At 72.9% G+C, this 11897-nt stretch carries 12 protein-coding genes; 5 read left to right on the top strand and 7 right to left on the bottom strand.

Annotation, left to right across the window (positions count from 1 at the left end; all coding sequences use genetic code 11):
- Positions 1-10 precede the first annotated feature (10 nt).
- A complete protein-coding gene (locus tag ACIPXC_RS25310; RefSeq protein WP_401622445.1) occupies positions 11-364 on the top strand; it encodes a hypothetical protein in 354 nt (117 codons plus the stop codon).
- Positions 365-508: 144 nt separating this feature from the next.
- A complete protein-coding gene (locus tag ACIPXC_RS25305; RefSeq protein ID WP_401622442.1) occupies positions 509-1564 on the top strand; it encodes an NlpC/P60 family protein in 1056 nt (351 codons plus the stop codon).
- Positions 1565-1653: 89 nt separating this feature from the next.
- Here the strand turns inward: ACIPXC_RS25305 and ACIPXC_RS25300 are convergent, their stop codons facing one another.
- The 3 genes from ACIPXC_RS25300 to ACIPXC_RS25290 form a co-directional block, all read right to left on the bottom strand.
- On the bottom strand, positions 1654-2757 hold the full coding sequence (locus ACIPXC_RS25300) for an alpha/beta hydrolase (protein ID WP_401622440.1): 1104 nt from the start codon (positions 2755-2757) through the stop codon (positions 1654-1656).
- Between the two features lie 89 nt (positions 2758-2846).
- On the bottom strand, positions 2847-3545 hold the full coding sequence (locus tag ACIPXC_RS25295) for a LuxR C-terminal-related transcriptional regulator (RefSeq protein ID WP_401622438.1): 699 nt from the start codon (positions 3543-3545) through the stop codon (positions 2847-2849).
- Positions 3542-4837, bottom strand: a complete 1296-nt coding sequence (locus tag ACIPXC_RS25290) for a PspC domain-containing protein (RefSeq protein WP_401622436.1) — start codon at positions 4835-4837, stop codon at positions 3542-3544. Before ACIPXC_RS25290 ends, ACIPXC_RS25295 begins: the two co-directional genes overlap by 4 nt.
- Positions 4838-4968: 131 nt before the next feature.
- Here ACIPXC_RS25290 and ACIPXC_RS25285 point away from each other — a divergent pair, with 131 nt between their 5' ends.
- Entirely contained in the window at positions 4969-6336 is a 1368-nt protein-coding gene (locus ACIPXC_RS25285) for a PspC domain-containing protein (protein WP_401622433.1), read from the top strand.
- Positions 6323-6547 (top strand): hypothetical protein, encoded by a 225-nt coding sequence (locus ACIPXC_RS25280; RefSeq protein WP_401622430.1) that lies wholly within the window; start codon positions 6323-6325, stop codon positions 6545-6547. Before ACIPXC_RS25285 ends, ACIPXC_RS25280 begins: the two co-directional genes overlap by 14 nt.
- On the opposite strand, the gene ACIPXC_RS25275 is transcribed toward ACIPXC_RS25280, so the two are convergent.
- The 4 genes from ACIPXC_RS25275 to guaA all read right to left on the bottom strand — a co-directional run bounded on the left by ACIPXC_RS25275 (position 6493) and on the right by guaA (position 10955).
- A complete protein-coding gene (locus tag ACIPXC_RS25275; RefSeq protein ID WP_401622428.1) occupies positions 6493-7002 on the bottom strand; it encodes a DoxX family protein in 510 nt (169 codons plus the stop codon). The genes ACIPXC_RS25280 and ACIPXC_RS25275 overlap by 55 nt on opposite strands.
- A gap of 18 nt (positions 7003-7020) precedes the next feature.
- Positions 7021-8277: a hypothetical protein gene (locus ACIPXC_RS25270; protein ID WP_401622425.1), complete on the bottom strand. Its 1257-nt coding sequence runs from the start codon at positions 8275-8277 to the stop codon at positions 7021-7023.
- 102 nt (positions 8278-8379) lie between these two features.
- The gene (locus ACIPXC_RS25265) at positions 8380-9201 is read right to left on the bottom strand and encodes a class II aldolase/adducin family protein (protein ID WP_401622422.1); all 822 of its coding nucleotides are present in this window, start codon (positions 9199-9201) and stop codon (positions 8380-8382) included.
- A 167-nt stretch (positions 9202-9368) separates the two neighbouring features.
- On the bottom strand, positions 9369-10955 hold the full coding sequence (guaA, locus tag ACIPXC_RS25260) for a glutamine-hydrolyzing GMP synthase (protein WP_401622419.1): 1587 nt from the start codon (positions 10953-10955) through the stop codon (positions 9369-9371).
- A gap of 295 nt (positions 10956-11250) precedes the next feature.
- On the opposite strand from guaA, the gene ACIPXC_RS25255 reads away from it, so the two are divergent.
- Positions 11251-11514, top strand: a complete 264-nt coding sequence (locus ACIPXC_RS25255) for a chorismate mutase (protein ID WP_037919013.1) — start codon at positions 11251-11253, stop codon at positions 11512-11514.
- Positions 11515-11897 lie beyond the last annotated feature (383 nt).

Raw genomic sequence — 11897 nt, 5'->3', positions numbered from 1 at the left:
CTCGACTGCCATGGACGTACTCATCAGTGTCTTCGTCGGCCTGCACATCATCGGGATCGCGGCCCTCCTCGGCGGCTTCCTGACCCAGATGAAGGCGATGAGCGCGGGCACCGCCCGCTTCACGCCCGCCATGCTGCACGGCGCGCTCACCATGCTCGTCACCGGTGTGCTCCTCGTCGGCTTCAACGAGATGGACGGCACGCCCGTCAACAACGTCAAGGTCGGCGTGAAGCTCGCCCTCCTCTTCGTGATCCTCGCCCTCGTCTACGTCAAGCGGGACGAGGAGCACGTGGACAAGCCGCTGTTCGCCACGGTCGGCGGACTGACCGTGATCAACATCTTCATCGCCCTTCTCTGGCACTGACCCACACCGGAACGATCCACTCCGGTCCTGTGCGGGCCCGCTCCGGTCGCATCGGGGCACTTGCAGTCATCACGTCATCCGCCCGTTACCCCGGGGTCTAGCGTCCTCCTCCAAGCACCGGCAGAGGAAGGACGTGAGGCCCTCGTGGCCAGTCATCGAAAGCCCAGGCAGCGCCCGCTCTCCGGCGGCTCGGTTCGGGCCGCCGCCACCATCGCCCTCGCGGGCGCTGCCACCGCCACCGCCTTCGAAGGCACCTCCCAGGCGGCCCCCCGGCCCACCCCCACCGAGGTCAAGACCGAGGTGGACCGGCTCTACGAAGAGGCCGAGGCGGCGACCGAGCGGTACAACGGGGCGAAGGAGCAGGCCGACGAGGCCGAACGGGCACTGACCGGGCTGCGTGACGAGGCCGCCCGCAAGACCGACCAGCTCAACACCGCCCGCAGCGCGCTCGGGTCGCTCGCCGCCTCCCAGTACCGCAGCGGCTCCCTGGGCACCGCCGCACAGCTCGCCCTCGCGGACGACCCGCAGGAGTACCTCACCCAGGCCTCCTTCATCTCCCGCGCCGGCCACCGCAACGCCGCCGGGATCACCACGGTGCGCCGCAAGCTGGACGAGCTCGCGAAGCTGCGGGAGCAGGCCTCCGGGCGGCTCACCGACCTCCGTTCCCGGCGGGACGAACTCGACGCCCACAAGGCCGAGGCGGAGAAGAAGCTCGCCGCCGCCAAGCGGCTGCTGGACAGGCTGACGGCCGAGGAGCGCGCCGCCTACGAGGCCCAGTCGTCCGGCGCCGCGCCCTCCGGTGCCGCGGCCGCCGGCCCCGGCACCGCCGCGCCCCCGCCGCCCGCCGACGGCTCCCGGGCGGCCCGCGCCGTGGCCTTCGCGTACGGGGCGATCGGCAAGCCCTACGTCTGGGGCGCGACGGGGCCCGGCTCCTTCGACTGCTCGGGCCTGACCCAGGCGGCCTGGCGCTCGGCCGGGGTCTCGCTGCCCCGCACGACCTACACCCAGATCAACGCCGGCCGGCGCGTGTCCCGCGACCAGCTGGCCCCCGGCGACCTGGTGTTCTTCTACTCCGGGATCACCCACGTCGGGCTCTACGTCGGCAACGGCCAGATGATCCACGCCCCGCGCCCGGGATCGACGGTCCGGCTCGCGCCGATCGACTCGATGCCCTGGGCCGGCGCCTCCCGCCCGGCCTGATCCCCGGCCCCGTCCGGCGGGTACCGGGCGCATCGGCCGACCGGCTGCCGCCCTCCACGGGGCCCTGGCCGCTAAGGGGGCCGCGACCGCTAAGGGGCCTTGACCACGCCGCTCAGCCAGCCGAAGGTCTGCGGCAGCTGCTTGGACCACGAGTCGAGGTTGTGACCGCCGGTGACCTTCTCCGCGTGCACGACGGTCGGCTGCTGCGCGAGCGCCTTGAGGTCCAGCCCGGACAGGTAGCCGTCGTGCTCGGCCCCCGACATCCACAGCGAGACCGCCGGCGGCGCCGGCTGGGCCTTGAGCACGTTCTTCAGGTTGTGCGCGACGCGCAGCTGCGGGTCCTGGGCGACCAGCGAGGAGGGTTCCTGGCCGGGGTCGTTGTAGCCGGACAGGGAGACGGCGGCGCTGTAGCGGTCGGGGTGGGCGATCGCCAGCTTGGCGGCGCAGTAGGCGCCGGCCGAGTAGCCGGCCACGCCCCAGGTGCGGGCCTCGTCCGAAGCCCGGAAGTTGTCGACGACCATCTTGCGGACGTCGACGCTGAACCAGCTGTCCGCGTTGACCTTGCCGGGGAGGTTGGCGCAGCCGGTGTCGCCGTTGCCCACGAGCATGGCGCGCGGCGAGACGAGGATGAACGGCTGCACCTTGCCGCTCTTCATCAGCGGCTCCAGCACCTCGTGCACCTTGAGCCCCTGGAACCAGGACTTCCCCGTTCCCGGGATGCCCGGGATCAGCTCGACGACCGGGAACTTCCTGTCCTTGAAGGCCGGGTCGTCGTACTGCGGCGGCAGCCACACCAGGACGTCGCCCCTGACGCCGGAGATCTTGCCGTCGAGCTCGGTCTTCCGGACGCGGCCACCGAGGCCCTCGACCGGCTGAAAGGCCTGCTTGACCTTCGGGGCCTCTTCCACCTTCTTGCCGCCGAGGCCGTCCGGACCGAGGTCGGGGGCGGCGGTGACATACGTGCCGGTACCGAGCAGATCGCCCCACGAGTTGTAGAAGTGCTCGGCCCGGTTGACGGCCACGAACACCACGACGACGGCTGTGACCTGGGCGAACACCACCATCAGGGTGCGCAGGGCGGCGCGTACGACGGCAGGGCCGCGCACCTTGCTCCACAGGGCCAGGGGAAGGATGACGGCGATCACGGTCAGTGCGATCACCGACACGAAGAAGGATGTACCGGTCAAGCTCATCACGCCAGCCTAGAGTGCGGCCGGCGCAGCGCCGGTTGCCCGTCCGGTCTGCGGTGTGGGTCACACCGCAGACCGGACGCCGTCCGGCGTCACACCAGGCGGCGGGCCGTCGCCCAGCGGGTCAGCTCGTGCCGGTTGGAGAGCTGCAGCTTGCGCAGGACCGCCGAGACGTGCGACTCCACGGTCTTCACCGAGATGAAGAGCTGCTTGGCGATCTCCTTGTACGCGTAGCCGCGCGCGATCAGCCGCAGCACCTCGCGCTCGCGCTGCGTGAGCCGGTCCAGGTCCTCGTCCACCGGCGGCGCGTCCGTCGAGGCGAACGCGTCGAGCACGAAGCCCGCCAGCCGCGGTGAGAACACCGCGTCCCCGTCCTGCACGCGGAAGACCGAGTCCACCAGGTCGGCGCCGGTGATGGTCTTGGTGACGTAGCCGCGCGCACCGCCGCGGATCACGCCGATGACGTCCTCGGCCGCATCGGAGACCGACAGCGCCAGGAACCGCACCGGGTTCTCGGCGGCCGCCATCAGCGGGGCGCAGCGCCGCAGCACCTCGACGCCGCCGCCGCCGGGCAGGTGCACGTCGAGGAGGACCACCTCGGGCCGGGTGGCCGTGATGACGGTGACGGCCTGGTCGACGTCCGCGGCCTCGCCGACGACCTCCACACCGGTCCGGCCGGTCTCGCCGATCTCGGCCTGCACGCCCGTGCGGAACATCCTGTGGTCGTCGACGAGCACCACCCGGACCCTCCTGGTCTCCGCCACGCCTGCGTTCTCTCCGGCCTCGGTCATGCCGTGTTCGCCGCCCTCTCCATCTCCAGCTCGACTTCCGTGCCGCCGTCGGGCGCGGACCGCAGTCGCGCGGTCCCGCCGTTGCGCTGCATCCGGCCGATGATCGATTCTCGTACGCCCATGCGGTCGTCGGGTACCGCGTCGATGTCGAAGCCCGGCCCGCGGTCCCGTACGGACACGAACACCGTCTGCCCCTCCACCTCCGCGTACACCTGCACCGGCCCGCCCTCGCCACCGTACTTGGCGGCGTTGACCATCGCCTCGCGCGCGGCCTGGATCTGCGCGCCCAGCTTCTCGTCGAGCGGGCAGTCGCCGACGACGACGACCTCGATGGGCACGCCGTGGTGGTCCTCCACCTCCGCCGCGGTCTTCTTCACGGCCTCGGCCAGGGTGGCGGGCTCCTCGGCCTCGTCCTTGCCGGTGCCCTCGGGCCTGTAGAGCCAGTTGCGCAGTTCGCGTTCCTGGGCCCGCGCGAGCCGGCGGACCTCGCCCACGTCCTCCGCGTTGCGCTGGATCAGGGTGAGGGTGTGCAGCACCGAGTCGTGCACGTGGGCGGCGACCTCGGCGCGCTCCTGCGCGCGGATGCGCATCAGCCGCTCCTCGGAGAGGTCCTGGGTCATCCGGATCAGCCAGGGGCCGGCGAGCAGGGCGACGCCGACGAGGACGGCGAGGGTGGCGGTGAGGACGTTGCCGAGCTGCGCCGCGGAGCCCCGTACGACGATGAAGACGGTGAGGCCCACGCCGACCAGGGCGACCCCGGCGAGCGCGCGGGCGGCCTGGAAGAGCCGCCCGTGCCGCCCCGCGGCGGTGGTCCAGTGGGCGCGGCGGGCATTGTCGGCCTGCCGCCACACGAGGACCACACCGGCCCCGACCAGCAGCGTCGGCCAGACGTAGCGGCCGGACTCGCCGCCGAGCTGGACCTTGGAGATGAAGATGCCCGCGCCGATGAACAGGGCGATCAGTGCCGTGATCTGCCCGCGGTCGGGTTTACGCAGGCGGCGGCTGCCGTCGGGGAGGGTCTCGAAGAAGGAGCGGTGCCCGGCGCGGCCGCCGACGCCGAGCGGTACGAAGACCCAGAACGCCGCGTACAGCAGCACGCCCAGTCCGTCGCCCCACATGAACAGGAGGAGGAACGCGAGGCGTACCCAGCCCACGGGCAGCCCGAGGTGCCCGGCCAGACCGCGCGCGACACCGCCGAGCATCCGGCCGTCGGCGCTGCGGTAGAGCCTGCGCTGCGGCGGGTCGTCGGCGTCCGGGGCGTGCGGGGGGCGGGAGGCGGCGGCTACGGGCATGTCACCAAGGGTCACACGGCGGGCCGGAGCCGGGCATCAGGGCATCCCCCCACTTCTGCCCGGCGGATATCAGGGTCGGGCCAGGGTCGGGCCGGATTCCGGGAGCCCCCGCCGACCGTCACCATGGACGCATGACCGACGTACACGATGCCCCGGCGGCGGACCCCGGGGCGCCCCGGGCGCCAGAGACGCGGCCGCCGGAGTTGCGGCCGCCCCTGCGCCGCAGCAAGCGCGACAAGGTCCTCGCCGGCGTGTGCGGCGGCCTGGGCCGGTACTTCGGCCTGGACCCGGTGGTCTTCCGCATCGTCCTCGGCGTCCTCGCGGTCACCGGGGGCGTCGGCCTCATCTTCTACGGCTTCGCGTGGCTGCTGCTGCCGCAGGAGGGCGAGGAGGACAGCGAGGTGAAGAAGCTGCTGACGGGCCGGGTCGAGGGAGCGACGCTGGCGGCGGTGTTCGCCGCCCTGGTGGGCTGCGCGCTGTTCCTGTCGATGCTGGACAACGGCGCGCTGGCGGTGTTCTCGGTCCTGGTCGTCCTGGCACTCGGCGCGGCCTCCTACTGGTCGCAGCGGCGGCGGCAGGCCGCCGCCCCCGAGACGGAGGCGCCCGCCCCGGGCGGGACCGCCCCGCGCGCCGCGCACTCCCCGGCGGCCCCGCCGGAGACGAAGGCGCCGCCCGCCCCCGGTGCCCCGTCCTGGTGGCGGGACCCGCTGGTCAAGGACGGCACCACCGGCCCCGTCGGCTCGACGGGATACCTGTGGGGCCCCGACGACTCCGCCGGCCCGGCGGAGTCCGGCGCGGTCGGCGCGGTCGGCGCCGCGGACGCGGCCGTACGGCCGCCTGCGGCCGCCCGGCGCGCGGGTCGCGGCGGCATCGGCGGCCGGGTGTTCGTGCTGGCGTTGCTGGCCGGCGCCGTCGGTACCGCGGCGGAATGGGAGGGCGGCCCGCTGGGCGCGGCCCTGCAGACCGGGCTCGCCGCCGCCCTGGTCGTCTTCGGTCTCGGCCTCGCGGTCAGCTCCCTGCTGGGCCGGACCGGCTTCGGCACGGTCGTGCTGGCCCTGTTCACCTCCGTCCTGCTGGCGGGCGCCGCGGCGCTGCCGCGCGAGATCGGCACCGACTGGCGGGAGGTCGAGTGGCGGCCGGCCGCGGTGGCCGACGTACGGCCCGTGTACGAGGCGGGCACCGGGCTGGCCACCTTGGACCTGAGCCGCCTGGACGTGCCCAGGGGCACCACCGTGGCCGTGAGTGCCTCCATCGACGCGGGCCGCCTCAAGGTGCTCCTCCCCCGGGAGGTCACCGCCCGGGCGGACGTCACCGTCCGGCGCCTCGGCGACATCCAGCTGCCGGGCGACTACGCGGGCCGCATCGAGCGGGCCGGGCCCGGGCAGCAGAACCGGACGGCGACCCTCGCGCCGGCCGCCGGCACCGAGGCCGGCGGGACGATCGAGCTGGACCTCAGTGCGGGAATCGGACAGGTGGAGGTGGCCCGTGCGGCGTCATGAGTTCCAGCCGGGACGGCTGATCGCAGGGCTGGTCCTGATGCTGGCGGGCGTGCTCTACCTGGTCGAGGCCACCGGGGCGGCCGACATGCCCTGGTACGCGGTCGTCCCGATGACCGCGGGCGGGCTGACGCTGGCCGCACTGGTCGGGCTGGTCACCTATGCCGTGCGCCGGGACCGGCGCGAGCGGATCTCCGAGTCCAGCGACAGGTAGGGCGCACCGGCGAGGATCAGGGGGGTCCAGGCCAGCAGGTAGATCAGGTCGTTGCCGTAGTAGTACGGGGACACCGCCCAGGAGACCGTGAGCCACAGGCTGAGCGAGATCAGGGCCCCGCCGGCCGCCGCGATCCGCGACAGCAGGCCGACCAGGGTGCCGAGGCCCACGAGGATCTCGGCGACGGCGAGGAACACGGCGAAACCCACCGGGGACTGCAGGGACAGGTCCACGAGGGCGGGGATCGCGGCGGTGTCGCGCACCCCGCGCATCAGGTCGCCGATGGAGCCGTCGCCGGAGGCGGAGAGGAACGCGGGATCGAAGAGCTTGTCGAGACCCGCGTAGACGAAGGTCACGCCGAGGAACAGCCGCAGGGGCAGCAGGTGGTACCGGGCAGCCTGGTCACGCAGCCCGCGCGGTACGTCGGTCCGGGGAGGTGCTTCGGTTCTGGTCACGCGACATGTCTACCCCGATCACTCGGCCACGTCGATGGTGCAGCGGTTGGATTCCACTCCGGCAGCCGTGACCACCTGGATCTCTGTGCGCCCCGGTTCCACTTCCGCCGGGACCGGCACCGTCAGCACCGTGTCGGAGGGGTTCGTGAAACCGCCCGGCACCGGGACCAGCGGTACGTGCACGTGGACCGCGCCGATCCGCACCACCAGCCGGGCGAGCATCTCCGGGGTCTGCGCCCCGGGCGGCACGAAGCCCACGCCCCGGATCTCGATGTCGTCCCCGGGGCGGACGGCGGCGTCTAGGTCCCCGGGCTCGCGTCTGCGGACCACCGACAGCACGAGCGGGCGGCTGCCCTCCGCGTACTTCGCCGCCAGGTACACCGCGGCCGACAGGGCCATCAGCAGGGCCAGCGCCCAGGGCAGCTGCGGCAGCCGGTCCGGGAAGCGGGCGAGCGAGGCCGCCGCATAGGCCAGTACGGCCGTCGAGACGAGCACGTACTGCGCGTCGGGGAAGCTCCCGCGGCCCGCGTCGTCCGTGAGCAGGTCCGCCCCGCGCGGCCGGTCGGCCGGCAGCTTCTGCAGCCGCTGGCTCATGATCCGTACGCAGACCACCCGGCGCACCAGTACCGCCACCCCGGAGGTCAGCACGACCACCGACAGCAGCGGCAGCGCCCGGTCCAGGGCGAGGCCGGCGTACAGCGCCTGCCGCTCCGGTCCGGGGGCCGACGCGGCCAGCCGCAGCGCGGGCAGCAGCGTCGCGAACGACGTCAGCACCACCCACGCGCTGGGCACCGTCTTCGAGGTGGACAGCCGGTTGTCCTCACCGACCAGCGGCGCCAGCAGCCCGCCGCGCAGCGACTGGGCACGGGCCGCGACCGTCAGCAGCCCGGCCAGCAGCACCGCCGCGAGGAGCCCGGCGGTGCGCGCCGTGGACCAGCCGGTGCCGAGCGCGGCGGCCACCTGGACCAGCAGCAGGACGCCGGCGGCGATCCACACGGCGAGGACGGCCCGCCGGGAGAACACGTACAGCCAGGAGTTGCCGGCCTCACGGCCGCGGTCGGCGACGTTGCGGGCCGACAGGGCCAGCTCGTCGGAGACCCACTGCCGGGAGGCGCCGAGGGAGTGTGCGACGGCGGCCGGCACGCCCTGGCCCGCGGCGAACTCCTCGCGCTTCTCCAGGAACGCGGCGACCGCTCGGCGGTGCCCTTCCCGTGCGCACTCTTCGCAGGCGCAGGCAGTGGTATGGGTGCCGCGGGACATCTCTTGGACAGCCACGTGCGTGCCGCCTCTCTGAACTACGGGGCAATGCCAGCGAATTGTGCACCACTGCGGCAGTGCTCCGGATTGCGCACGATGTCAGAGCAGGTGATTAACGGTTCATGATGTTGACGCCAGGTCCGCGGCCGTCGTGTCCGCGACCGTCGTGTCCGCGACCGTCTGCCACAGCGGCTGGTAGCTCACCCAGGCGGCGAGGTCCCCGCCGAACCGCTCGCGGGTGGCGACGGCGCTGCGGTGGTCGATGAGCACCGGCTTCCCGGCGGCCCGCGCGATCAGCTGCACCTGCGCCGCCCGTTCCGCCGCGACGAACCACCAGGCGGCCGCGTCCACCGAACCGCCGACGGTCAGCAGCCCGCGGTTGCGCAGGACGAGCGCCTTGTACGGGCCGAGCGCGCGGCCGATCCGCGCGCCGTCGTCCGCGCCGGCGTATTCGTCGAGGAGCGCGTGGTCCTCGTAGAAGGCACAGGCCTCGTGGGTGATCGGGGCGAGGAGTTCCCCCAGGGCCGCGAGGGCCCGGCCGTACGGGGCCTGCACGCGGACGACGGCCACCGCCTCGGGGCGCGCCCGGTGCACGGCGGCGTGCACGGCGAAGGCCAGCTGGTTGACCCGCCGCTCCCCCTGGACGACCCGCCCGTCCCCGTCGACGAGCAGCAGGTCCTCGGGACCGAGGGTGGCGAAGGCGCGGCCGAAGGGGTTCACCCAGTAGCAGTCGTCGAACTCCGGGTCCCGCGCGGTGACGTGCCCGGCGACACCGTCCTCGTACCCCAGGCGCGCGAACAGCCGCAGCGTGCCCGCGAGGCGCTCCTTGCGGTGCGCGCGCTCCGCGGCCGGGTCGGTGTGCGCGGGCGGCATCTCGAACGCCAGCCGGTCCACCGGCACCGGGCCGGGCCGCGTGCCCGGCGTCGCCGTCTCCTCGGACATCGCCCGCCCTCCGTCGGTCCGTCTGCGCCGCCGGTCCGTCTCCGCCGTCGTCGGCGCAAGGTACTGGCCCGCGCCCGAGGAGAACAGAGCCGCGCACCGGCGAAACGGCGACGGCGCCGCCGCTCAGCCTGGCTGAGCGACGGCGCCGTCGTGCGGGGCGGGGCCCCTCACTCCCACTCGATGGTGCCCGGGGGCTTGCTCGTGCAGTCCAGGACCACACGGTTCACCTCGGGCACCTCGTTGGTGATGCGGGTGGAGATCCGGGCGAGGACCTCGTACGGCATGCGCGTCCAGTCCGCGGTCATCGCGTCCTCGGAGGAGACGGGGCGCAGCACGATCGGATGGCCGTACGTGCGGCCGTCGCCCTGGACGCCGACGCTGCGGACGTCCGCGAGCAGGACGACCGGGCACTGCCAGATCTCGCGGTCCAGGCCGGCCGCGGTGAGCTCGTGGCGGGCGATGGCGTCGGCCTCGCGCAGCAGGTCCAGGCGCTCCTTGGTGACCTCGCCGACGATGCGGATGCCGAGGCCGGGGCCGGGGAAGGGCTGGCGCTGGACGATCTCCTCCGGCAGGCCGAGCTCCTGGCCGACCATGCGGACCTCGTCCTTGAACAGCTGGCGCAGCGGCTCGACGAGCTCGAACTCGATGTCGTCGGGGAGGCCGCCCACGTTGTGGTGCGACTTGATGTTCGCGGTGCCGGTGCCGCCGCCGGACTCGACGACGTCCGGGTAGAGGGTGCCCTGCACGAGGAAGGCGACCGCGGGGCCGTCCTCCTGGAGGATCTCCAGCTGGGCCTGCTCGAAGACGCGGATGAACTCGCGGCCGATGATCTTCCGCTTGGTCTCCGGGTCGGAGACGCCGGCGAGCGCGTTCAGGAAGCGCTCCTGCGCGTCGACGACCTTCAGCTGCACGCCGGTGGCGGCGACGAAGTCCTTCTCGACCTGCTCGGTCTCACCCTTGCGCATCAGGCCGTGGTCGACGTAGACGCAGGTCAGCTGGGATCCGATGGCCTTCTGCACGAGGGCCGCGGCGACCGCGGAGTCCACGCCGCCGGACAGGCCGCAGATGGCGCGCTTGTCGCCGACCTGCGCGCGGATGGCCGCGACCTGCTCCTCGACGATGTTGCCGGTGGTCCAGGTGGGGGCCAGGCCGGCGCCGCGGTAGAGGAAGTGCTCCAGGATCTGCTGACCGTGCGTGGAGTGCATCACCTCGGGGTGGTACTGCACGCCGTACAGCTTCTTCTCGTCGTTCTCGAAGGCCGCCACGGGGACGACGTTCGTCGACGCGGTGACGGTGAAGCCCTCGGGGGCGGCGGAGCAGGCGTCGCCGTGCGACATCCACACCGACTGGTTCTCCGGGGTGCCCTCGAAGAGGGTGGAGCCGGTCTTGGAGACGTGCAGCGGGGTACGGCCGTACTCGCGGGAGCCGGTGTTGTCGACGGTGCCGCCGAGCGTGGTCGCCATCAGCTGGAAGCCGTAGCACATGCCGAAGACGGGGATCCCGGCCTCGAACAGGGCGCGGTCGAGCTGCGGGGCACCCTCCTCGTAGACGGAGGACGGACCGCCGGAGAGGATGATCGCCTTGGGGTTCTTGGCCAGCATCTCGTCGACGGGCATCGAGCTCGGCACGATCTCGCTGTAGACCCGTGCCTCGCGGACGCGGCGGGCGATGAGCTGGGCGTACTGGGCGCCGAAGTCGACGACGAGAACCGTGTCCGGGGCGCTGTCGTGGGCGGCGGAGGGTGCTTCTGGCACGGGGCGGCCTTCCGGCGGAAGAGGTGGCTGTTTTGTCGATTCTAACGGGGGACACCGGGGCCCCTTCGTCTCACCATCCGAAGCGGCTTGGCACGCACGGGGAGGGAGGGACATAATCCTTCCGTGCGCAAGCAGCTGAGCTTCCTCTTTACCTATGGCACCGGCCGGTCCGGTCGCCATGGGTCATCGTGATGCTCGCTTGAGCCGCTGACTTCCCAGAGCGCCCCGGTCCGACAGGACCGGGGCGCTCTGCGTTCTCCGGACCTGCGGGCCCCACCCGACAGGAGAGAAGACCATGACCACGATCGCCACCGCCCCCGAGCAGCTGATCGCCGAGTCCCGTACCCGCATCGACGCCATCGACGACCGCATCATCGGGCTGATCCAGGAGCGGATGGCCGTCTCGACGGTCATCCAGGACGCGCGGATCGCCTCCGGCGGGCGCCGGGTGCACCTGTCCCGCGAGATGGAGGTGCTGTCCCATTGGAGCGATGCCCTGGGCAAGCCCGGCACCGCCCTCGCGATGACCCTGCTGGAGCTGTGCCGGGGCCGGGTGTGACGGCTGTTCGTCACCCGTCCGGAGCGTGACCGCCCCCGGGACCCTTCGTTGGTGAGGTTGTCCGCGTCAGCCAGCCGCGGAACCGCAACACCACGCGTGGCTCCGCAGGAGCGATGAGACGTGCGCCTCGTGGTGCGCGCGTCGTGGGACCTCGCTCCTTCGCGTGACCGGACGGCAGGGGACAGCAGCCCGGTCACCCCGTAGAGGACGGCCGGCCCGGGGGACGCCCCGGGCCGGCCGTTCTGTCCACGCGGATCCGCGTGCGCGTACGCGACCGCGCGGCTAGCCCGTGTTCTGAAAGTCCCGCCTGGCCCACGACGCCTGGCACCGCACCTCGCTGCGTTGTCGGGTTCGCCCAAGTACGTCCAGTACAAGGGCGCCCC

Source organism: Streptomyces sp. NPDC090021 (assembly GCF_044748225.1).
Taxonomy (GTDB): Bacteria; Actinomycetota; Actinomycetes; order Streptomycetales; family Streptomycetaceae; genus Streptomyces.
Note: the sequence above shows the minus strand (reverse complement) of the source record. Positions and strands in the feature narration are given on the sequence as shown.

Coding starts and splice junctions, on each gene's coding strand:
- ACIPXC_RS25300 (WP_401622440.1), bottom strand. CDS start 2,757: ATGAGCTTGACCGGTACATCCTTCTTCGTGTCGGTGATCGCACTGACC.
- ACIPXC_RS25295 (WP_401622438.1), bottom strand. CDS start 3,545: ATGACCGAGGCCGGAGAGAACGCAGGCGTGGCGGAGACCAGGAGGGTC.
- ACIPXC_RS25255 (WP_037919013.1), top strand. CDS start 11,251: ATGACCACGATCGCCACCGCCCCCGAGCAGCTGATCGCCGAGTCCCGT.
- ACIPXC_RS25265 (WP_401622422.1), bottom strand. CDS start 9,201: ATGTCCGAGGAGACGGCGACGCCGGGCACGCGGCCCGGCCCGGTGCCG.
- ACIPXC_RS25285 (WP_401622433.1), top strand. CDS start 4,969: ATGACCGACGTACACGATGCCCCGGCGGCGGACCCCGGGGCGCCCCGG.
- ACIPXC_RS25290 (WP_401622436.1), bottom strand. CDS start 4,837: ATGCCCGTAGCCGCCGCCTCCCGCCCCCCGCACGCCCCGGACGCCGAC.
- ACIPXC_RS25310 (WP_401622445.1), top strand. CDS start 11: ATGGACGTACTCATCAGTGTCTTCGTCGGCCTGCACATCATCGGGATC.